A 22,116-nucleotide genomic window follows, 5' to 3' on the forward strand; every position below is an offset into this window, starting at 1 on the left:
TCAGGCTGCCTTCTCTTGAGAATCGCTCACCGCCCCCACCTGGCAACGCCGATGGGTAACGTGGTATTCGAATTCATCCCGAAAATGGGTCACGAAACTACGCACCGGCATGGCAGCAGCGTCGCCGAGGGCACAGATGGTGCGCCCCTGAATATTATTGGATAGAGAATGCAACAAGTCCAAATCGTCCTGGCGTCCCTGACCATGCTCGATGCGATGGATAATCCGGTACAACCAGCCTGTGCCTTCCCGGCAAGGGGTGCATTGTCCACAGGATTCTTCATGATAGAACAAGGATAAACGTTCCAGTGCCCGCACCATGCAGGTGGTTTCATCCATCACGATCACTGCTCCGGAACCCAGCATGGAACCCGCCTTGGAAATGGAATCATAGTCCATGTCCAATTGCATCATCAGGTCTCCGGGCAAAACCGGCATGGAGGATCCCCCTGGAATGACCGCCTTGATCTTCCGCCCCCCCCGCATTCCGCCAGCCATTTCGAGAAGGGTGGAAAAGGGGGTCCCCAAAGGAACTTCGTAATTACCCGGTCGGGTTACATGCCCCGAAACGGAAAAAATCTTGGTGCCGCCATTGTTTGGTTTACCCAACTGCAAAAAGGCTTCGCCCCCATTGCGGATGATCCAGGGCACGCAGGCAAAGGTTTCCGTGTTGTTGATGGTGGTTGGTTTGCCGTACAGTCCATAGGTGGCGGGGAAGGGGGGCTTGTAACGGGGTTGGCCCTTCTTGCCTTCCAGGGATTCCAGCAGGGCTGTTTCCTCCCCACATATGTAGGCCCCATAACCATGATGGTTGAACAAGTCGAAGGAAAATTTCGAACCCAGGATATTTTGTCCCAGGAAGCCTGCCGCACGGGCCTGATCAATGGCTTCTTCACAGCGCTGATAGACTTCCCAGATTTCACCGTGAATATAGTTATAACCACGGGTCGCACCCATGGCATACCCCGCAATGATCATCCCTTCGATCAAGGCATGGGGGTTATAGCGCAAGATGTCGCGATCCTTGAAGGTACCCGGTTCTCCTTCATCCGAATTGCACACCACATACTTGTCCCCCACATAGTTCTTGGGCATGAAGGTCCACTTGAGGCCCGTCGGAAAACCTGCTCCGCCCCGGCCACGCAACACGGACTTCTTGACTTCATCCACAACCTGCTCGGGAGTCATGGGCATCGTCAAAATCTTGCGCAGGGCTTCGTAACCCCCCCGTTGAAGATAGTGTTCCAGCGACCAGGTCCGATCCCGATCGAGCCCCTCGAGAATGACGCCGGTCATGACTTCAACTCCTTGAGCAAAGTATCCAGTTTTTCTTCATCCATGAAAGAGTGCATGGTATGGTTGTCCACCAAAAGTACCGGCGCATCACCACAGGCCCCGAAACACTGTCCTTCCTTGAGACCAATGGCGCCATCCGCCGTCACTTCGCCAAAACCGATGCCCAGTTTTTCCTTGAGCCGGTCACAAAACTCCGTGGAACCCGATAACGCACAGGGCAGATTGGTGCACACCGTTAATTTGTGCCGCCCCATGGGTTTGAGGTTGTACATTTCATAGAAAGTGGCCACCTCATACACCGCAATGGCGGGCATGCCCAGATACTCAGCCACACTGTTCATGACTTCCTTCGACAGCCAGCCATATTGGACCTGAGCAATACGCAGGGCCGACATCACTGCCGACTGTTTCTGGTCCGCGGGGTACTTGGCGACTTCGCGGTCGATCTGTTGTTTGGATTCCGTACTCAGCATGATCAGCGGTCCACTTCTCCGAAAACGATATCCTGGGTCCCGATGATGGCCACCACGTCTGCAATCATATGCCCACGTGACATTTCATCCAGACCCGCCATATGGGCAAAACCGGGGGCCCGAATCTTGAGACGGTAAGGTTTGTTGGCTCCATCGGAAACCAGATAAATGGCAAATTCACCCTTGGGTGCTTCCACACTGGCCAAGGTTTCTCCCGGTGGCACATGCATGCCTTCGGTGAAGAGTTTGAAATGGTGAATCAACTCTTCCATGTTTTCTTTCATGGATTCCCGCGAAGGCGGCGCTACCTTGTGGTTATCGGTGATGACCGGCCCCGGGTTACGACGCAACCAGTCGATGCATTGGCGAACGATACGGTTAGATTGTTTCATCTCTTCCATCCGCACCAGATAACGATCGTAACAATCGCCATTCACCCCCACCGGAATGTCAAAATCCATCTCAGCGTAGGTTTCGTACGGTTGTTTCTTGCGCAAGTCCCAGGCCACCCCTGATCCACGCAACATGGGCCCTGTAAAGCCCAGAGACAGCGCACGTTCTGGCGTCACGACCCCGATCCCCACCGTCCGTTGCTTCCAGATTCGGTTGTCGGTTAACAGATTATGGTAATCATCCAGATAATTCGGAAAACGATCGACGAAATCTTCAATGAAATCCAGCAATGAACCCTGACGATTACGGTTCAAACGTTGTGCTTTGGCATCCGAACGTCCGCCCCGCACTTCCTTGTTGGCCAGATGCTGGGGCATGCGTTCAGGCAAATCCCGATACACCCCACCGGGGCGATAGTAGGCCGCATGCAGACGGGCTCCGGAGACAGCTTCATAGCAATCCACCAGATCTTCCCGTTCACGGAAAGCATAGAGAAACACCGTCATGGCTCCGATATCCAATGCATGCGCCCCAATCCATAGCAAGTGATTGAGGATGCGGGTGATTTCGTCGAACATGACGCGAATATATTGAGCGCGGATCGGCACATCCACCTGCAACAATTTCTCGATGGCCAGAACATAGGCATGTTCATTGCACATCATGGATACGTAGTCGAGACGATCCATGTAGGGCACACTTTGCAGGAAGGTACGGGTTTCCGCCAACTTCTCTGTCCCGCGGTGCAGAAGACCGATATGGGGATCGGCCCGTTCAATCACTTCGCCATCCAGTTCCAGAACCAGACGCAACACCCCATGTGCCGCAGGGTGCTGGGGACCAAAGTTCATGGTGTAGTTACGTATTTCAGCCATTATGCCGTATCCCCATAATGTTCCGGACGCGTCTTGCGTGGAATCACTTCACGCGGTGGAATGCTGACCGGTTGATAGATGACCCGCTTTTGTTCCGGGTCATAACGCATTTCCACGAATCCGGAAACGGGAAAGTCCTTGCGGAAGGGATGTCCCACAAAACCATAATCCGTCAGCAAGCGACGCAGGTCGGGATGCCCGGAAAAAACGATGCCAAACAGATCAAAGGCTTCCCGCTCGAACCAGTTGGCCACAGACCATACCGTGACCACCGATTCCACCAGAGGAACAGGCCCCTCCGGCGACGCTATCTTGATGCGCAGGCGCAGGTTATGCTGAATCGAGAGCAGATGCACCACAATCCCGAAGCGAGGCCGTGACCAGTGGGGATAGGTGGAATAATCCATTCCGCACAGGTCTATGAGTTGCTCGAAACCGAACTCATCACGCAGGCGCAGAGCCGTTGCCAGCCAATGCTCAGTGCTGACACGAACGGTCAGTTCATCCCGCTGAATCGAGGATTCTTCCAGAACTTCGCCAAAAGCATGACTCAGCACGCCTGCCAATGTTTCAACACGATTCAGCAAACTCATCAGGCCACCCGCGCAATGGTCTGAGTACGACGAATCTTTTGTTGCAACTGGATCAAACCAAACAACAGGGCTTCTGCCGTGGGAGGACAACCGGGCACATAGACATCCACCGGCACCACACGGTCACAGCCACGCACCACCGAATAGGAATAGTGATAATACCCCCCGCCATTGGCGCAGGACCCCATGGAAATAACCCAGCGGGGTTCAGCCATCTGGTCATATACCTTGCGCAGGGCAGGCGCCATTTTATTACAGAGCGTCCCGGCCACGATCATGAGATCGGACTGACGGGGACTGGGGCGGAAGACAATCCCAAAGCGATCCAGATCATAACGGGACGCGCCAGCGTGCATCATCTCTACCGCACAACAGGCCAACCCGAATGTCATGGGCCAAAGGGAACCCGTACGGGTCCAATTGATGACCGTATCCAGACTTGCGGTGACAAAACCTTCCTTGAGCACGCCTTCCAGTGCCATGTTCCCCTCCCTGATGGATCAACCCGGCAATCGTTGTTTCATTCCCATTCGAGTGCGCCCTTGAGCCACTCGTAGGCAAACCCCACCACCAATATCCCCAAAAATACCAGCATGGCCAGAAAACCAAACCCACCAATATCTTTCAGCACCACGGCCCAAGGGAAGAGGAAGGCAATTTCCAGATCAAATAAAATGAAGAGAATCGCCACGAGGTAATAGCGCACATCAAAACGCATCCGTGCATCTTCAAAGGCCTCGAAGCCACATTCGTAGGGGGAATTCTTTTCCGGATCGGGACGATGGGGCGCCAAGAACCAACCCAGAGCCGCAGGGACCACGCCCACGCCCACGCCCACCAGAATGAACAACAATACCGGTAAATAATGTTGTGACATCACATACTCGCAATGTTTCCTGCACCCCCTCATAGGGCGGGTGCGATTATTATCATTGAGCACTTCCCCATACTGCCGCCGGGTAAGCCCCGTCGAGTTCCAAATCGAAAACTCGACCTCCTTTGTGGGTCATTATGACACCATTACTTCCATTTGACAGAAACCTCTGCCAAACCGTTCACGATCATTCCATGGTGCCGATGAGCAGACTCGAACTGCTACGGCTTTCGCCACCGCCCCCTCAAGACGGCGTGTCTACCAATTTCACCACATCGGCTTAAAACTCATCCCCTTTGACCGGGGGGTACCAGTGTACCTTATTTTGGAATTTCGTTGGATTTTGTGGGAACCCCATTTGCTGGCGTCGAAACCACAGGAGCCTTGAGCGCATTGGCTCCACTCATCACGCTCGCCCCTTTGTTACCGTGCCCTGAATACCAGGTCAGAAGCATGCTGGTACAAAAGAACACTGCCGCCAGTACCGCGGTGCTGCGGCTCAGAAAATTCGATGCGCCCGAGGCACCGAACAATCCCCCCGCAGAACCACTCCCGAAGGCTGCGCCCATATCCGCGCCCTTACCATGCTGCATGAGAACCAATCCGATAATTCCAAGTGCGGCCCCCACATGTACGAACCAAACCACCGTTTCCATTACTCAGTCCTTTGACTTGCTTTCGCGGCTGCGCGCGCGATCGCCAAAAATTCCTGCGCCACCAGGGAAGCGCCCCCCACCAGTGCCCCATCCACATCAGGCAAGGCCATCAATTCTACCGCGTTGGCACCTTTGACGCTACCGCCATAGAGAATTTGGATGTTTTCAGCCAACCCCGGCGACACTTCGGCACACTGCTGGCGCAACCAGGCATGGACTTCCTGAACTTGCGCCGGGGTTGCACTTCGTCCTGTACCAATGGCCCAGACGGGTTCATAGGCCAGTACCGAACGGACCATGCCGGCTTCCCCCAACACGTCCAGAAGCACGCCCAATTGATGGCGCATCACTTGCGCCGTTTTTCCTGCCTCCCGTTGCTCCAGGGATTCTCCCAGGCAGAGGATGGGAATCAGATCCTGAGACAGTGCCTGTTGCGCCTTGGCCGCCACCTGAACATCGGTCTCACCATGGCGTTGACGCCGTTCCGAATGTCCTACCACCGTATACCGGCATCCGAATTCGCGCAACATGGAAGCCGCCACCTCTCCGGTAAAAGCACCGCGTTCCTGGTCGCTAACATCCTGCCCTCCCCAGGCACAGGCTGAATCACCCAACAACTGCTGCATCTGGGCCAGATAGGGAGCAGGGACCAAAACCACCAGTTCAACGGAGGGCTCCAAAGCCGGTTCTGCCAGCAGTGACCTTACCAATATCTCGTTTGCTACACGAGAACCGTGCATTTTCCAGTTGCCTGCAATAAGTTTTTTACGCATGAGCTGTTCCAAACCTTGCATGAAATAAATGTCTGGGCAGGATGATGCCTTGAAATGGCGTTCCTTGCAATGGTCTTGGCACCGCAAATCCGAAGATCAACCGAATTTCCCGGTAATATAATCTTCCGTCGCCTTCTGATTGGGTTTGGTAAAGATTTGATCCGTCTCATCGAACTCGATCAATTCCCCCAGGTACATATAGGCGGTATAGTCGGAAACTCGAGCGGCCTGCTGCATGTTGTGGGTAACCATGACCACAGTGTAATCGCTCTTCAGGTCATGCACCAGTTCCTCGATATGCGCCGTAGAAATAGGATCAAGCGCAGAGCAGGGCTCATCCAGCAGGATCACCTCGGGCTTGATGGCAATACAACGGGCAATACACAGACGCTGCTGCTGTCCCCCGGAAAGCCCATTACCACTCTGGCGCAGCTTATCTTTCACCTCGGGCCACAGCGCCGCCTTGCTCAGAGCCCATTCCACTCGCTCGTCCATTTCCACGGACGTCAACCTTTCATACAATCTCACACCAAAAGCAATGTTTTCATAAATCGACATGGGAAACGGCGTGGGTTTCTGAAAAACCATCCCCACACGCGCCCGCAATAAAGTGGGGTCTTCCCGATGGTCCAAAACATTCTTGCCATCCAGCAGAATTTGACCTGTAGTTCGATTGGCCGGATAAAGTTCATGCAGACGGTTGAAGGTCCGCAAGAGAGTGGACTTACCACATCCCGAAGGACCAATGAAGGCCGTCACCTTGTTGGTCTGTATATCCATGGTGACATTCTTCAACGCATGGAAGCGGCCGTAGTAAAAATTGAGATTACGAATGGCGATACGCACTTCAGGCGCGATGGAAGAAAGATTGAAAACCTCGGAATGTCTCATGAAACCCCTGCTCAAAAACTTTTTTGACGGAACAGCAAACGCGCCAGCACATTGATTGCCAACACACTGAAGGTCACCAGGATGGCCCCGCCCCAGGCCAGACGGTGCCAATCATCGTAGGGACTCATGGCAAACTGAAAGATCACCACCGGCAGATTGGCCATCGGCTCATTGATGTTCCAGGTGGTGAACTGATTGTTGAGTGCAGTGAACAAGAGAGGAGCCGTTTCACCGCTGATGCGCGCCACCGCCAGCAACACGCCCGTGGCGATGCCGCTTTTGGCAGACCGATAAGACACCATCACCACCATTTTCCAACGGGGTGCTCCCAGCGCAATGGCGGCTTCGCGCAGACTGTCCGGCACCAGGCGCAACATATCGTCGGTGGTTCGGACAACCACGGGAACCACGATCAAAGATAAAGACAGAGCGCCGGCAATCCCTGAAAAGTGGTGAGCATGGGCCACATACACGGTATAGACAAACAACCCCAGAACGATGGAGGGGGCGCTGAGCAGAATGTCATTGATGAAACGGGTCGTGGGAGCCAACCAGCCCCGTCGACCATATTCGGCCAGATAGGTCCCGGCCAGTACCCCTACCGGTGTTCCAATCAAAGTTGCCAAGCCGGACATCATGATGCTCCCCAAAATGGCATTGGCCAGCCCCCCTTCCCCTCCAGGAGAAGGCGTCGGATGGGTCAACAGTGACCAACTCAATGCTTCAAAACCATTGGACAACAAGGTCCAGAGAATCCAGGTCAACCAGAACAAACCAAAACCCATGCCAAACACCGACATGAACAGATGAAAACGATTGGCCATCTGACGGCGGCGGTAGATTCGACGGATTTCGGGCGTGGTGTAACGCATGGTCAGCTCCTCGTTCCTTCACGCTGCCCCATGCGCAACAACATCAATTTGGCCATAGCCAGCACGATGGTCGTAATGATGAAAAGCAGTAGTCCCAATTCAATCAACGCAGAGGTATAAAGGTCGCCCACCGCTTCGGCAAATTCATTGGCCAGGGACGAGGCAATACTGTTTCCCGGGGCCAGCAGCGACGGACTCAAATGCTGGGTATTGCCAATCACGAAGGTGACCGCCATGGTTTCTCCCAAAGCACGCCCCAGTCCCAGCATGATTCCCCCCACCACCCCGGCACGAGTATAGGGCAATACCACCCGCCAGACCACTTCCCAGGTGGTGGCTCCCAGCCCATAGGCCGATTCTTTAAGTACAACGGGAACCAGTTCAAAGACATCACGCATCACCGAGGAGATGAAGGGTATCACCATGATGGCCAGAATGATGCTGGCCGTCAGCAAACCGATTCCCAAGGGTGGGCCTTGAAAAAGTTGTCCGGCAAAGGGTATTTTGCCCAAAGTCTGGATCAAGAAGGGTTGCAGCGTCCGGGAAAAAATCGGGGCAAAGGAAAACAGTCCCCACATCCCGTAGATGATGCTGGGAATGGCAGCCAGCAATTCAATGGCCGTCCCGAGCGGGCGTTTAAGCCAGGGAGGAGACATTTCCGTAAGAAAGACGGCAATCCCGAAACTGATGGGAACCGCAATCAGCAAAGCCACAAAGGAACTGACCAGAGTTCCGTAAACGGGGATCAGGGCACCATACTTATCCTGCACGGGATCCCAGTCTTCGGACCACAGGAAAGAAAAACCAAAGGCTTTCAATGAAGGAGCGCTGGTTACCACCAACGAAGCCAGAATCGCCAGCAAAGTGAACAGCACCAACAATGCAAAGATGCGGGTCATCCACTCGAACAAGCGGTCGGCAAGATATCCGGAACCACGGGCCTGCCCTGCGGGCACAGGCGCGCGCTCAGCAGGTTGGGTCGGTATAGGGTTCATAAGGCGGCCATGGACACAATGTCAAGACAGGAACGGAGCGATTATACCCCAGTACCGAGGTTTTCCTATTATCGCGCAATCGGGGGAGAGAAGGACCCCTCCCCACACAGAAATTTCCTGCAGCCTCCTCAGTAGAGTGCCTTACCCGCACTATCCTTCAGTTCCATCTTCCACTGGGCTTCGATCAACCTGGCCACATCATCGGGCAATGGAACATAGTCCAGGGACAATGCGGCTTTTTGACCGTTCTTGTAGGCCCACTCGAAAAACCGCAAGGCGGTTTTGGCATGCTCCGGGTTTTCCTGCACTTTTTGCATCAGAACAAAGGTGGCGCCGGTAATGGGCCAACTGTTTTTTCCCGGTTCATCGGTCAGAACTTCGTAAAACCCGTTTTCCGGTTTCCAGTTTGCATTGCTGGCCGCAGCGCTGAATGTTTTGATATCCGGTTCCACAAACTGCCCTTCGTGGTTCTTCATCTGAACATGACTCATTTTGTTTTGCAGGGCATAGGCGTATTCCACGTAACCAATTCCCCCCGCCTGCTGACGCACATAGGAAGCCACCCCCTCATTTCCCTTGCCATTGATGCCTGTGGGCCATCTGACGGCCGTATCACTCCCGACCTTATTTTTCCACTCGGCACTGACCTTGGAGAGGTAATTCGTAAAGATGAAGGTGGTCCCGGAACCATCGGTCCGGGAAACCACGACGATGTCCCGTGCGGGCAGATTTAGTCCCTTGTTGAGCGCCTGAATGGCCGGATCATTCCAACGTTTGATCTTGCCCAGATAGATGTCGGCCAACACCGGTCCGTCGAGTTTCATTTGTCCGGGGGCAATTCCTTCCACATTGATTACAGGAACCACGCCACCTACCACGAGCGGCCACTGTACCAGTGAACTCCGGTTCAGTTCTTCCCGGGTCAGAGGTTTGTCCGTTGCCCCAAAATCCACCACTTTGGCTTTCACCTGCTTGATTCCTCCGCCTGAGCCAATAGATTGGTAATTCAAACTATTTTGAGTGGCCACTCTGAATCCTTCAGCCCACTTGGCGCAAACTGGATAGACGAAAGTGGATCCCGCTCCGGTGATATCTGTTGCTTGGGCTTCCCAAGCCGACACCCATAAAACACTGGCTGCCACCCAAGAACGCAAGAGGAATCGAATCGTCATGAAAATCTCCGTAGAAAAAATTGCAAGGGTACGGGAACAGGGTAACTACCAAATATGACATATTGATTACAGCCCCGTGAATCTTCCGGGTCAAACCACCCTCAAGGAAATACCTTGAGCCTGCCACTGCTGACATTCTTTCTCCAAATTGGCGGCTGCCAAGGCATGGCTGGCCAACCAGACGGGATTGAGTTGCAAGCAAAACCCCTCCTCCCCCTCATCCGCCAGGCGAAAGCGCGGGGTTCGCCCCAGAGGTGCGCGGCCACGACAGAACAACACCGCCAGACGAAGACACAACACCAAGCGCCAACCTTCCCGATTGGTGATCCGTTCTGCCCCCTTGACCAGACGCCCCCGATGATTCTGGACCAATCCCCCCACGATAGCCTGCTCCATTTTAGAGAACCCAGGCATGTCCGCATGATCAACGATATAAGTTGAATGACGATGGTACCCCCCATGGGCGATGGAAAGCCCAATTTCATGCAACTGGGCAGCCCAACGCAGATAAGGGGAATAATGCACATATTGGGGGCGGGTGGTCACCTGACGGTAGAGAGTAAGCGCCAACTTTTCTACCCGCTCCGCCTGCATCGGATCCGCATGGTACCGCTGGACGAAATGGCGCACCGTCTCTTCCCGGACATCCCGATGTTTCAGGCGACCCAGCATCTCATACAAGACACCCTCGCGCAAACCACAGTCCGTGGTTTGCATCTGTTCGATCCCCAAGTGATCGAACACCGCACTCATGATGACCAGCCCCCCCGGCAACACCGGCACCCGCTCCATGCGTAATCCTATGGAAACCAGATGGTGCGGATCGCGGGCCTCCAATAACTTTTCTCGCAGAAAAGCCAGTCCGGCCCGGGTAATTCCTTGCCCCACAAAGCCGTTCAATTCCAGCAACTCAGCCAGGGCTCGAGCCGTCCCGGAAGAACCCACGGCCTCATCCCATTGCTCCCGCCCGAAGGTGGCAGAAAGCGCCTGCAATTCATTGGCCGCCGCTAAAGTGGCTGCCGTCCAGTGACGTTCTGTCACCTTGTTTTGGGAAAAAAACTGCTGTGTATAACTGACGCACCCCATATATAAACTTTCCAGGCGCTGCGGTTTGACCCCACGTCCAATGATGATTTCTGTAGACCCGCCGCCAATGTCCACCACCAACCGACGGCATCGACTGCGGGGAAGACTATGCGCCACACCCACATAAATCAGGCGAGCTTCTTCCTGACCTGCAATGATCTCAATGGGAACACCCAAGGCTTCCTGTGCCGCTTCCAGAAAGGTTTCCGCGTGTTGGGCAACGCGCAGGGTATTGGTCCCCACGACCCGGATGGCTTCCCGGGGAACTGCACGCAACCGCTCGCCAAAACGCCGCAAACAGGCCAAGGCCCGTTCCTGTGTCACCGCATCCAGCGTGTTGTCGGGCAATAATCCCGCCGCCAGTCGTACGGACTCCTTGAGCGCATCCAGCGTATAAGGTTGCCCCTGCACCACGCGTGCCACCTGCAGACGAAAACTATTCGAGCCCAAGTCTACTGCCGCGATGATTCCTTGGGGCATATCCTACAACCCTCACAAAAAACCCCACTCTACCAGATCATGCACGAATGAACTACTCGGGTCCAGAAATCCTTGCCTGGGGTAATAATGCCTGAGCGCATACCGGGCAACGTGCTTACACGGATAAATGAATCCTCAGAAGGAAGTTTTTCCCTCAGCCGAGGCCTTCATGAAGCGGCGGGAATAACGCTGATCCATGGCTGCCGTGGGCAACAAAAGCAGACAGTCCGCCGTGTTGAAATCCGCATCCCACGCCGGAGCTCCGCAAACATAGGCACCCACCCGCAGATAAGCCTTGATGAGCGGCGGGATCTCCACCACGCGCGTGCTGTCGAGCGCCGCCAGAGGCAATGCACAACGGGGGAAAACACGCCATTCTGCAGGAGCCCCATGAAAAAGTTCCAACTGGCGGTAGAGCGAGGCCGCCGTATGGCCCCCATCGATCATGGTCATGCTGGCACAGCCCATCAGATATTGCACTCGATGTGTCTGGATATATTCGGCCAGACCTGCCCACAACACTGCAATGGAAAGACCATTTCGATAATCCGGATGAACGCAGGCCCGTCCCACCTCCATGACATGAGGTAGCAGATGGGACAGGCGGGTCAAATCGAATTCCTCTTCCGCATAAAATCCTCCGGCCCACACCGCCTGCTGCGCGTTGAGTATCCGGTAGGTGCCCACCACTTCATGACTACGCGTATCGCGCAGAATCAGATGATCGCAGAGTTCATCGAATCGATCCTGATCCAGTCCTGCCTCGGGGGAATGCAAGTGCGCCCCCATCTCTTCATGAAAGACCTGCCAACGTAATTGCTGAGCCGCCCGCACATCCGCAGGAGAGCGGGCATATTGAAATATCAGACGTGGTTGACGAATATTCTGCAGACTTTGATCAAGTTGGGTCATGGATCTCTCCATCAGAACGAAGGTTTACCCACTTTGCCCTGGCCTTGTTACCCCGCCATGAACCTGCCATGAATTATTCGTGACGATGAATACAGGCCCGCATCATATTGGTTTTCCTGATACTCGTAGGGTGGTACACTGAAGGCGTTCCACGGTTCCCATTCTTGACTGACTTTATGAGCAATCCCGTTACACCAGCGTCCCGGTTTCTCAATCGTGAGTTAGGCCTGTTGGCATTCAATGGACGCGTCCTGAGCCTGGTGGAAGATGACGAGACCCCTCTCCTTGAGCAACTGCGCTATCTGTGCATCGTCAGCAGCAATCTGGATGAATTTTTTGAGATTCGGGTTGCCGGCCTGAAACAGCAAATTCGCGAAGGCATCACGAAAACCGGCCCGGATGGTCTGCCCCCCTTACGGGTTTACCGTCTGGTTTGCAACGTGGCACACGAACTCGTCGCCCATCAATATCATCTATTAAACGAGCGCGTCCTGCCACGTTTGGCAGAAGAGGGTATCTGCTTTCACCGTCGCAATCATTGGACCGAGGCCCAGCACGCTTGGGCACGCAACTATTATCTGCGCGAAATTAAACCGGTATTGACCCCCATTGGATTGGATACAGCCCATCCTTTTCCTCGGATCCTCAATAAAAGTCTCAATTTTGCCGTGGAACTTTCGGGCGTCGATGCTTTTGGCCGTCCCTGCACCCATGCCGTCGTACAAGCCCCCCGTTCCCTTCCTCGCTTCATACAACTGCCCGAAGAAATTTGTGGTTGCCCCTATGGGTTCATTTTTTTATCTTCGATCCTGCATGCCAACGTGGGCGATCTTTTTCATGGTCTGACTGTCGAAGGATGCTATCAATTTCGTTTGACCCGAAACAGCGAGTTACTTCTGGAAGATGAAGAAGTCAGTGATTTGCGTCTCGCCTTGCAAGGCGAATTGAGTCATCGCCAGTATGGCGATGAAGTACGCCTTGAAGTCCCGGAAAATTGTTCCGAAACCATGGCTCAATTCCTGCTTGATACTTTCGAGTTGGAAGAAACAGATCTGTACCGAGTGGACGGTCCCGTCAATCTCGTGCGCCTGATGCGGGTCGCCGACCTGGTTGACCGGCCGGATCTCAAGTTTCCCTCCTTTCAGCCCCAACTGCCCCGCGAACTGGATCAAACAGTTCCTCTCATTGAAACCTTGAAAAAACGCGATCTTCTCCTGCATCATCCCTTTCAGCCCTTCATGCCCGTCATTCAGTTTGTTCAACAAGCGGCGCGTGACCCTGCGGTACTGGCCATCAAACAGACGGTCTACCGTACCGGCACGGACTCAGAATTGATCGAAGCCTTGATCGAGGCAGCCCACCAAGGCAAGGAAGTCACCGTGGTGGTGGAACTGTTGGCCCGCTTCGACGAAGAAGCCAACATCAACTGGGCAGAAAAGTTGGAAGCCGCCGGGGCCCATGTGGTCTATGGCGTTTTCGGGTACAAGACTCACGCTAAAATGTGTCTCATCATTCGGCGCGAGCAAGGCGAACTACGGCGTTATGTCCACCTGGGAACAGGCAACTATCATGCCCGAACCACGCGCACCTATACCGATTTCGGTTTGTTTACTGCCCATCCGGAAATCACCGCCGATGTCAGCGCCATCTTCATGCAAATTACGGGACTGGGCAAGCAAGAGCGATTACGCCATCTCTGGCAAGCCCCCTTCACCCTCCACTCAGGAACCCTGCAGGCCATTGCCCGTGAAATCCAGTTTGCTCGCAAGGGTGATAAAGCCCACATCATCGCAAAAATGAATGCACTGACCGAACCTCTTCTGATCGAAGCGCTCTATGAAGCCAGCCAGGCAGGGGTTCATATCGATCTGATCATCCGGGGGGTCTGCCTGCTCCGTCCCGGGGTCAAAGGCTTATCCGAACATATTCGGGTACGCTCCCTGATCGGTCGTTTTCTGGAACATCATCGGGTCATGTATTTCCGTCATGGAGGAAGCCACAATGTATTCATCGCCAGTGCAGACTGGATGGACCGTAATTTTTTTCGCCGCATCGAAGTCTGTATCCCCATTCTCGATCCACGCATCAAACGACGAATACTGAGCGAAGGGCTCCGTTCCTATCTGCGCGACAACCACGCAGCCTGGATCATGAACGGCGAGGGGCAATATGCGCGAACCCATCCACGGCGCGGCAGTTCGTGCTTCCGGGTGCATGACTTTCTCTTGCAGCATTTGAGCCAGAAATCTTCCTCCTCATGAGCCAATCCCACCTGATCCTATGGCGTCACGCCGAAGCCGAAGAAGGTTTTCCTGACCTTGCTCGTGCCCTGACTGAACGGGGCCACCAACAAGCTCGGCGAGTGGCCCGCTGGTTGAAGACCCATTTGCCTCATGAACCCCGCATTATGGTCAGCCCGGCACAGCGCACCCAGCAAACCGCCAGCGCCTTTTCCAGACACTTTGAAACGGTGACGCATCTGGGAACCCAGGCTCGTCCGCGCGACCTGTTGCAGGCCTGCGCCTGGCCTGCGCCTGCTGATCCCTACACCCTGCTGGTGGGCCACCAACCCACCCTGGGAGAAACCGCAGCCTGGCTACTCACGGGCGAAGTCGCCCCCTGGAGCGTACGCAAAGGCGCGCTCTGGTGGCTCACACAGCGCGAACGGAACGGACAAATCCAACTCATCCTCCATGCAGTGATCGACCCCGAACTGATTTAGGTTGCCAACTCGCGCACAGCGGCGGCGATGGTTTCTGCCCAACGCTCCACTTGGGTGGCATCTTCCCCCTCCACCATGACACGAATCAAGGGTTCCGTCCCTGAGGCACGCAAGAGTACCCGCCCGTGTCCGGCCATATCCTCCTCTGCTGCCGTCACTGCCTGCTGAACCTGTGCAGATGTTTTAAAATCCACCGACTGGACAGTACGCACATTGATCAGGCGTTGGGGGTAGAGTTCCACTTCGGCGGTATAACTGGCCAGGGTCACCCCTTGGCTGGTCAAGGCTGCCAGTACTTGAAGCGCCGAAATGATGCCATCTCCCGTGCTGTGCTTATCCCGACAGATCAGATGCCCCGAACTCTCTCCACCCCAAAGCCAACCCCGTTCCAACATCGTTTCCAGGACGTAGCGATCCCCCACTCTGGCCCGCACAAAGGGAATTCGTCGTCGCTCGAAGGCCTTTTCCACAGCCAGATTGGTCATCAAGGTCCCCACTGCTCCGCCGGCGAATCCCGGCAAAGATTGACGGTGTTTGACCACAGCATAAAGCAGTTGATCCCCGTCATAACTTTTCCCTGTCTCGTCCACCATGATGAGACGATCTCCATCGCCGTCCAGAGCGATCCCCATATCGGCCTGGTGGGTACGCACGGCCTCACGCAATGTGTCGACATGTGTCGCCCCACAGTGATCATTGATATTGACGCCATTGGGGGTATTGCCGATGGCAATGACTTCGGCGCCCAATTCGTGAAATACCAAAGGAGCGATATGATAGGTTGCCCCGTGCGCGCAATCCACCACCAGTTTCAGTCCCTTGAGGTCGAGACTGGAGGGGAACGTACTTTTGCAAAATTCGATATAACGCCCTGCGGCGTCATTCATGCGGCGGACATGCCCCAACTGGGCCGAGTCACGGCAAGACCAGGGTTGATTCAGTTGGGCTTCAATGTCCTGTTCCACGCTGTCGGGCAATTTCATCCCATCGGCAGAGAAGAATTTGATCCCGTTATCCTCGAAAGGGTTATGGGAAGCGCTGATCATCACCCCCGCCTGTAAACGCAAGGCCCGAACCAAATAGGCCACCGCCGGGGTTGGCATGGGCCCCAACAGAATGACGTCCACCCCTGCTGCAGAAAGTCCGGCCTCAAGGGCCGATTCGATCATGTAACCTGAAATGCGGGTGTCCTTGCCAATAATCACCACCGGACGATCCTCTTTGGCAGCCGCTCCCTGAGCCAGCACCGTGCCTGCGGCATACCCGAGATTCAGCATCATCACAGGGGTCATGGGCTCACTGCCCACCCGCCCACGAATTCCATCCGTTCCAAAATAACGACGGTTCATTGATTCTCCTCTAACGCATCAATAACAACAGGCCGTAAAAGCCATTATATTTATTAGCCACCCATCATAAACGAAAGGCTTGGATGATTCGGAATCATACGGTATCCGGAGGCGTCATGTCCGCTTGTCCATGCTTGATGAACCCCGCCGTAACGGAACTTTTCGATTCTCGTCGTTCTGATTATCTGTCTTGATACAAAAACAGACCAGAGACGTTCGAGTCTGGAAGACGTTACACCAGGGCAAGCCTACCTGAACTTATTGCCCAAACCGGAAAGGTGCGCGTAAAATCAAAACACAGGAGCGCTACGAGAAAATGCCACACTCTTACAAATCCGACGAAATCCGCTTGATTGACCAACTTGCCGAACAGGAGAAATAAAATGAAATATGTCCCGTTAGTTTTTGCGGCCGGTATTTCCCTGATCCACACACTGGCAATCGCTGATGAGACTATGACTGGAGGGCCGGATTCGTCAAAGTTGAAAGAGGTTCAGGACTGCTCAGCATGTTCCGTAATGATTGCTCTTCCAGTGGGCAGTTTCGACATGGGTTCTAACAACGGTGAGGCTAATGAAAAACCCGTGCACCGCGTCACCATCGCCCAATCTTTTGCCATCGGCAAGACCGAAGTGACCCAAGGACAGTGGAAAGCAATCATGGGCAATAATCCGAGTCATTTCAGCGGCGGCTTGCTTGCCAGAAATTGTGGAGAAGACTGTCCGGTGGAAAATGTCAGTTGGGATGACGTTCAGGAATTTATCAAGAAACTCGACGCCAAGACCGGCAAACAGTATCGCTTGCCGTCTGAGGCAGAATGGGAATACGCCTGCCGGGCGGGCGGACAGCAGAAATACTGCGGCAAAGGTACTCTCGACAACGTGGCCTGGGACTTCAGAAACAGCGGCGACATGACCCATCCTGTAGCTCAAAAACAAGCCAATGCCTTTGGCTTGTACGACATGAGCGGCAACGTCTGGGAATGGGTGGAGGACAGTTGGCACGACAACTATAATGGTGCCCCAACGGATGGCAGTGTCTGGCAAGGAGACGGCATGAAGCGCGTACTTCGCGGCGGCTCCTGGAATAGCAAACCGCAGGGCACTCTCGCAACTTACCGCATCATGGGCAAACCGGCAGAGGGGGATCACGACGTTGGTTTTCGACTTGCCAAGACACTCCCATAGCATCGAAAAAATGGGGAAATGGGGGAATTACTTCCCCACTGTCAAGGTATTCATCCATAAATCCACGGCCTGACGGGTCGCAGCCACATCGTGGACACGCAGGATATGCGCCCCTGCCTGAATCGCCCAGCAAGCCGCAGCCAGACTGGCTCCCAGACGTTCGCGCGGGGAAATGCTGGGTTGGCCGACCAGCATGGATTTGCGGGACAGGCCCACCAATACCGGGTACCCCAGATCCACCAAAACCGGTAACTGCTGCAGCAAGGTCAGGTTGTGGGCACGGGTCTTGCCAAAACCAAACCCCGGATCGATCAGGATGCGTGCGCGCTCCACACCATACTGCTCCAATAAAGCAACCCGCTCCGCAAGAAAATGGCATACCTCAGTTACCACCCCCAGAGGATAATGGGGCAACTGCTGCATGGTCAAGGGGTGTCCTTGCATGTGCATCAGACAAATGCCCACTTCATGCTCGAGCACACAGTCAAGGGCTCCGGGGGCCTGCAGAGCTTCGATATCATTGATCAGGGTGGCTCCTGCACGAATGGCTGCCTGCATGACTTGGGGATGACGGGTATCGATGGAGACGGGCACCTTCAACGTATCCACCAATCCTTCAATGACCGGAATCACACGCCGCAACTCCTCGGCCAACTCCACTTCAGGGGCTCCGGGACGGGTGGATTCCCCCCCTACATCGATCAGGTCAGCCCCTTGTGCCACCAAGGCTTGTCCACAGGTTATGGCGGCCAGCGCATCGCGATGCATCCCCCCATCAGAGAATGAGTCGGGAGTAACGTTGAGAATCCCCATGATACGAGGTTGCGCCAAGGACAAAACAAACTCCCCGCAGTGTACTGCGGGGAGTGATTTGGGTGATCCACCCGGCGCGCCGGGAATCCACACTGACAAAACCCCTCTGGACTCAGACGCCCTGAGCCGGTTGAGCCGTGGAGGCGGGTGCCGGGGGCGGCGAAGCGCTGGGAGGGGGCGCCTTGGGCGTTACTGGCGCAGGCGGTTTGGGTGGACGGGGCGGACGTCCGGACATGATGTCCTCGATTTGTTCCGCATCGATGGTTTCCCATTCCAGCAAGGCATGGGTCATTGCCTCGATTTCAGTGCGATGAGTTTCGATGATGCCCCGCGCCAAGACGTACTGTTCGTCAATGATGCGGCGAATTTCCATATCCACTTTCTGCATCGTGGCTTCCGACACATTCTTATGGGTGGCAATGGTCCGCCCAAGAAAAACTTCTCCTTCGTTTTCTCCATAAACCATAGGCCCCATGGAAGTCGACATCCCCCATTGGGTCACCATGCGACGCGCCATATCGGTGGCGCGTTCGAAGTCATTGCTGGCTCCCGTGGTCATCTGATTCATGAACACTTCCTCCGCAATACGCCCCCCAAACAATACGGCAATATTTTGCAGGATCTGGTCGCGGTTCATGCTATAGCGATCTTCCGTGGGTAACTGCATGGTTACCCCCAGTGCACGCCCACGGGGAATGATGGTCACTTTGTGAACCGGATCGGTCAGTTTCAGCATGCGGGCCACTACGGCATGCCCGGACTCATGGTAAGCCGTATTGCGCCGTTCCTGCTCAGGCATGACGAGAGAACGTCGTTCCGCGCCCATGATGATCTTGTCCTTGGCCCGTTCGAAATCATCCATGTCCACCAGGCGCTTATTGGATCGTGCGGCAAAGAGTGCTGATTCATTCACCAAGTTGGCCAGATCCGCCCCTGAAAATCCGGGCGTGCCCCGTGCAATGATATCGGCCCGCACATCGGGTGCGATAGGGACCTTGCGCATGTGTACCAGCAAGATCTGTTCACGCCCACGAATGTCTGGCAAGGGTACTACGACCTGGCGGTCAAAACGTCCTGGCCGCAACAGTGCAGGATCAAGGACATCAGGCCGGTTGGTGGCGGCAATGACGATGACGCCCACTGTCGCTTCAAAACCATCCATTTCCACCAGCATCTGGTTGAGGGTCTGTTCCCGCTCGTCATTGCCTCCACCCAGACCGGCGCCCCGTTGGCGGCCTACGGCATCGATTTCATCGATGAAGATGATGCACGGGGCATTTTTCTTGGCTTGTTCAAACATGTCGCGCACACGGGCTGCCCCCACCCCGACAAACATTTCCACAAAATCCGAACCGGAAATGCTGAAGAAAGGAACCTTGGCCTCCCCTGCAATCGCCCGGGCCAGCAGAGTTTTCCCCGTTCCGGGATTGCCTACCATGAGCACGCCGCGCGGAATCCGTCCTCCCAATTTCTGGAATTTTCCGGGGTCACGCAAAAATTCCACCAACTCGCTCACTTCTTCTTTGGCTTCATCCACCCCAGCCACATCCGCGAAAGTCACAGGGTTGGTGTTTTCATCCAGCATACGCGCACGACTCTTGCCGAAGGAAAAAGCCCCTCCCCGACCACCTCCCTGCATCTGACGCATGAAAAATATCCAGACCGCCACCAACAACAACATGGGAAACCAGGACATGAGCATGTTCATGAAAAAGGAAGGCTCTTCTTCGGGCTTTGCCGACACATTCACGCCATACTTGAGCAAATCACTGACCAGCCATGGATCCGAGGGCGTGTAAGTGGTAAAAGGTTTGCCATCGGAGCGTTCGCCACGCAACGCCCGACCATCGATGATCACCTTGGTGACATGTCCGGCTTTCATCTCTTCGATAAAAGAGGAATAACTCAGGACATCGCCCGACGGTTGATGGTTCTGGAATTGACTGACCAGCAACATCAACACCAATCCTACGAAAAGCCATGCCAAGACATTTTTAACGATGCTATTCAAGACTCTTTCCTCCAAGTCGATCCGACCAACTCCCCCAGACTCCGAAGGATCATTGTACGCTCAAGCGCGTCCACCTGTTCAAAATTCACCAACTCACCCCTTGTGTTTCGGTTTCAACCCCTGACCCAACAAGTACACTTCCGAACTTCGGTCTCGGGATGCAGCAGGTTTTCGCGTCACCACCCGGACAAAGCATTGTTTCATCCGTCGCACGAAGGATTCAAAATCTGCTCCATGAAAAACCTTGATCAGAAACCCACCCTCAGGCCCCAGCGCTTCAAGCGAAAACTCCAGAGCCATTTCCCACAACTCGGCTGCACGGGCCTGATCATACAAGGTGACACCACTGATATTGGGGGCAAGATCCGATAATACAAGGTCCACCGACCGGTTTCCCAACAGAACTCTCACCTGCTCCTGCACCGCGGGGGCTAAGAAATCCCCCTGCAGAAAATTGACGCCCTCCAGCGCTTCCATGGGCAGCACATCGACCCCGATGACCTTGCCGTGCACTCCCATGCGCTGACGGGCCACCTGTGACCACCCTCCGGGACTGGCCCCCAGATCTACCACCGATATCCCTGGACGCAACAGGTGGTCCCGGTCATCGATTTCCAATAACTTGTAAGAAGCCCGTGACCGATATCCTTCCCGTTTTGCTCGTTGGACGAAGGGATCGTTGATATGTTCCCGTATCCAGGCCTTGCTGGTCCGGGTAGGTTTCATCGGGGACGATAAAGAACCAGAATCTTGCCGATTTGTTGAACGGATGCGGCTGAAAGACGCTGGGTAAGAATATTTGCCAGAGCGCTGCGCGCCTCTACTGTGTCGACTCCGCTGGCTTTGACCTTGATCAGACCATGGGCGCGAAGAGCCCGTTCTATTTCCAGGAGAAGCGCCTCTGTCATACCGGATTGCCCCATCAGCACCACAGGATTGAGGCGATGAGCTTCCTGACGCAAGCGCACCCGTTCAGCCACCGTCAACTCCAATGTCGCCCCCATCTCAGGCAACTTCAAGGGCGGCACAACGACAGGAACCACTTTTTTAGCAGCGACTTTTTTGGCGGAAACCTTCCTGACCCCGCTCTTTCCTTTGGAAATTCCAGGCCGTTCCGCGCGCCACGCAGACCCGGGAGGGGATAAGGACCTGCGGCGCTCAACCATAACGTACTTTCCTGATCTCGTATTCACGCATTCCCCCTGGCGCATGGACTTCAGCCACATCTCCCGCTGATTTTCCGATCAGGGCGCGGGCCAGCGGAGAACCAATGGATATCTTGCCCTCCTTGATGTCCGCCTCGTCATCCCCCACGATCTGATAAGTGTGAACGTCGCCGGTGTTCAAATCTTCCATTTCCACCGTGGCCGCAAAGACACACCGCCCGTCCGCATCCAACGCAGCCGGATCGATGATTTGGGCATGGGATAATTTGGATTCCAATTCCGCAATCCGTCCTTCGATAAAGGATTGACGTTCTTTGGCTGCATCGTATTCGGCATTCTCCGACAGATCTCCCTGAGCGCGCGCCTCACTGATGGCCTGGATCACTGCCGGACGTTGCACATGCTTCAACTGGTGCAATTCTTCCTTGAGTTTTTCGGCACCCCGTACCGTCAATGGTGTCTTGTTCATGCTTCTCCTTCCTCGCTACCCAATTACGTGTTATATGGCCTGAGCCCCTCTTGAGGGG

General features: G+C 54.8%; 23 protein-coding genes and 1 tRNA gene. 3 read left to right on the top strand and 21 right to left on the bottom strand.

All coding sequences use genetic code 11. The features are described from left to right. From nuoF to IV91_RS0101700, 15 genes are all read right to left on the bottom strand, one after another. Positions 1–1,296 carry an NADH-quinone oxidoreductase subunit NuoF gene (nuoF, locus tag IV91_RS0101630; protein WP_051861833.1) on the bottom strand — a complete coding sequence of 432 codons (1,296 nt, stop codon included), beginning with the start codon at positions 1,294–1,296 and terminating at the stop codon, positions 1–3. Further along, positions 1,293–1,769, bottom strand: a complete 477-nt coding sequence (nuoE, locus tag IV91_RS0101635) for an NADH-quinone oxidoreductase subunit NuoE (protein ID WP_031595500.1) — start codon at positions 1,767–1,769, stop codon at positions 1,293–1,295. Before nuoE ends, nuoF begins: the two co-directional genes overlap by 4 nt. A gap of 2 nt (positions 1,770–1,771) precedes the next feature. Continuing rightward, positions 1,772–3,037, bottom strand: coding sequence for an NADH-quinone oxidoreductase subunit D (locus IV91_RS0101640; protein WP_031595501.1), 1,266 nt, complete (start codon positions 3,035–3,037; stop codon positions 1,772–1,774). Then, positions 3,037–3,624, bottom strand: a complete 588-nt coding sequence (locus IV91_RS0101645; RefSeq protein WP_031595503.1) for an NADH-quinone oxidoreductase subunit C — start codon at positions 3,622–3,624, stop codon at positions 3,037–3,039. The genes IV91_RS0101640 and IV91_RS0101645 overlap by 1 nt, the downstream gene beginning before the upstream one ends. Before the next feature lie 5 nt (positions 3,625–3,629). Beyond that, positions 3,630–4,112 carry a NuoB/complex I 20 kDa subunit family protein gene (locus tag IV91_RS0101650; RefSeq protein WP_031595505.1) on the bottom strand — a complete coding sequence of 161 codons (483 nt, stop codon included), beginning with the start codon at positions 4,110–4,112 and terminating at the stop codon, positions 3,630–3,632. Between the two features lie 38 nt (positions 4,113–4,150). After that, a complete protein-coding gene (locus IV91_RS0101655; protein WP_031595506.1) occupies positions 4,151–4,507 on the bottom strand; it encodes an NADH-quinone oxidoreductase subunit A in 357 nt (118 codons plus the stop codon). A 192-nt stretch (positions 4,508–4,699) separates the two neighbouring features. Continuing rightward, positions 4,700–4,784, bottom strand: a tRNA-Leu gene (locus IV91_RS0101660). 40 nt (positions 4,785–4,824) lie between these two features. Beyond that, positions 4,825–5,160 (bottom strand): preprotein translocase subunit SecG, encoded by a 336-nt coding sequence (gene secG / locus IV91_RS19500; protein WP_031595508.1) that lies wholly within the window; start codon positions 5,158–5,160, stop codon positions 4,825–4,827. Further along, positions 5,160–5,933, bottom strand: a complete 774-nt coding sequence (gene tpiA / locus IV91_RS0101670) for a triose-phosphate isomerase (protein ID WP_031595509.1) — start codon at positions 5,931–5,933, stop codon at positions 5,160–5,162. Before tpiA ends, secG begins: the two co-directional genes overlap by 1 nt. Before the next feature lie 96 nt (positions 5,934–6,029). Beyond that, positions 6,030–6,824 (bottom strand): phosphate ABC transporter ATP-binding protein PstB, encoded by a 795-nt coding sequence (gene pstB / locus IV91_RS0101675; protein ID WP_031595511.1) that lies wholly within the window; start codon positions 6,822–6,824, stop codon positions 6,030–6,032. 11 nt (positions 6,825–6,835) lie between these two features. Then, positions 6,836–7,696: a phosphate ABC transporter permease PstA gene (pstA, locus tag IV91_RS0101680; RefSeq protein ID WP_031595512.1), complete on the bottom strand. Its 861-nt coding sequence runs from the start codon at positions 7,694–7,696 to the stop codon at positions 6,836–6,838. A 2-nt stretch (positions 7,697–7,698) separates the two neighbouring features. Then, positions 7,699–8,691 (bottom strand): phosphate ABC transporter permease subunit PstC, encoded by a 993-nt coding sequence (gene pstC, locus IV91_RS0101685; protein WP_031595514.1) that lies wholly within the window; start codon positions 8,689–8,691, stop codon positions 7,699–7,701. Positions 8,692–8,819: 128 nt separating this feature from the next. Beyond that, positions 8,820–9,863: a phosphate ABC transporter substrate-binding protein PstS gene (gene pstS, locus IV91_RS0101690; protein WP_031595516.1), complete on the bottom strand. Its 1,044-nt coding sequence runs from the start codon at positions 9,861–9,863 to the stop codon at positions 8,820–8,822. 90 nt (positions 9,864–9,953) lie between these two features. Next, positions 9,954–11,429 carry an exopolyphosphatase gene (gene ppx / locus IV91_RS0101695; RefSeq protein WP_031595517.1) on the bottom strand — a complete coding sequence of 492 codons (1,476 nt, stop codon included), beginning with the start codon at positions 11,427–11,429 and terminating at the stop codon, positions 9,954–9,956. A gap of 135 nt (positions 11,430–11,564) precedes the next feature. Further along, on the bottom strand, positions 11,565–12,341 hold the full coding sequence (locus tag IV91_RS0101700) for a GNAT family N-acetyltransferase (RefSeq protein WP_031595520.1): 777 nt from the start codon (positions 12,339–12,341) through the stop codon (positions 11,565–11,567). A 176-nt stretch (positions 12,342–12,517) separates the two neighbouring features. Between IV91_RS0101700 and ppk1 the strand changes: the two genes are divergently transcribed. Together ppk1 and IV91_RS0101710 are read left to right on the top strand one after the other, a co-directional pair. Beyond that, a complete protein-coding gene (gene ppk1 / locus IV91_RS0101705; RefSeq protein WP_031595521.1) occupies positions 12,518–14,602 on the top strand; it encodes a polyphosphate kinase 1 in 2,085 nt (694 codons plus the stop codon). After that, entirely contained in the window at positions 14,599–15,063 is a 465-nt protein-coding gene (locus tag IV91_RS0101710) for a SixA phosphatase family protein (RefSeq protein WP_031595523.1), read from the top strand. Before ppk1 ends, IV91_RS0101710 begins: the two co-directional genes overlap by 4 nt. Here IV91_RS0101710 and glmM read toward each other — a convergent pair. Next, complete coding sequence (glmM, locus tag IV91_RS0101715) at positions 15,060–16,412, bottom strand: phosphoglucosamine mutase (RefSeq protein WP_031595524.1); 1,353 nt, start codon at positions 16,410–16,412, stop codon at positions 15,060–15,062. The genes IV91_RS0101710 and glmM overlap by 4 nt on opposite strands. A gap of 383 nt (positions 16,413–16,795) precedes the next feature. Between glmM and IV91_RS0101720 the strand changes: the two genes are divergently transcribed. Then, positions 16,796–17,599, top strand: coding sequence for a formylglycine-generating enzyme family protein (locus IV91_RS0101720; RefSeq protein WP_051861835.1), 804 nt, complete (start codon positions 16,796–16,798; stop codon positions 17,597–17,599). Positions 17,600–17,626: 27 nt separating this feature from the next. Here IV91_RS0101720 and folP read toward each other — a convergent pair whose 3' ends face one another. The 5 genes from folP to greA all read right to left on the bottom strand — a co-directional run bounded on the left by folP (position 17,627) and on the right by greA (position 22,058). After that, positions 17,627–18,412 (bottom strand): dihydropteroate synthase, encoded by a 786-nt coding sequence (folP, locus tag IV91_RS0101725; protein WP_051861862.1) that lies wholly within the window; start codon positions 18,410–18,412, stop codon positions 17,627–17,629. A 112-nt stretch (positions 18,413–18,524) separates the two neighbouring features. Continuing rightward, complete coding sequence (gene ftsH, locus IV91_RS0101730; RefSeq protein ID WP_411463677.1) at positions 18,525–20,369, bottom strand: ATP-dependent zinc metalloprotease FtsH; 1,845 nt, start codon at positions 20,367–20,369, stop codon at positions 18,525–18,527. 147 nt (positions 20,370–20,516) lie between these two features. After that, the gene (locus tag IV91_RS0101735; RefSeq protein WP_031595530.1) at positions 20,517–21,149 is read right to left on the bottom strand and encodes an RlmE family RNA methyltransferase; all 633 of its coding nucleotides are present in this window, start codon (positions 21,147–21,149) and stop codon (positions 20,517–20,519) included. Further along, positions 21,146–21,589 (bottom strand): YhbY family RNA-binding protein, encoded by a 444-nt coding sequence (locus IV91_RS16595; protein WP_051861837.1) that lies wholly within the window; start codon positions 21,587–21,589, stop codon positions 21,146–21,148. The genes IV91_RS0101735 and IV91_RS16595 overlap by 4 nt, the downstream gene beginning before the upstream one ends. Then, positions 21,582–22,058 (bottom strand): transcription elongation factor GreA, encoded by a 477-nt coding sequence (gene greA / locus IV91_RS0101745; RefSeq protein ID WP_031595532.1) that lies wholly within the window; start codon positions 22,056–22,058, stop codon positions 21,582–21,584. The genes IV91_RS16595 and greA overlap by 8 nt, the downstream gene beginning before the upstream one ends. Positions 22,059–22,116: the final 58 nt, after the last annotated feature.

It is taken from the genome of Ferrovum myxofaciens (assembly GCF_000735045.1).
GTDB lineage: Bacteria > Pseudomonadota > Gammaproteobacteria > Burkholderiales > Ferrovaceae > Ferrovum > Ferrovum myxofaciens.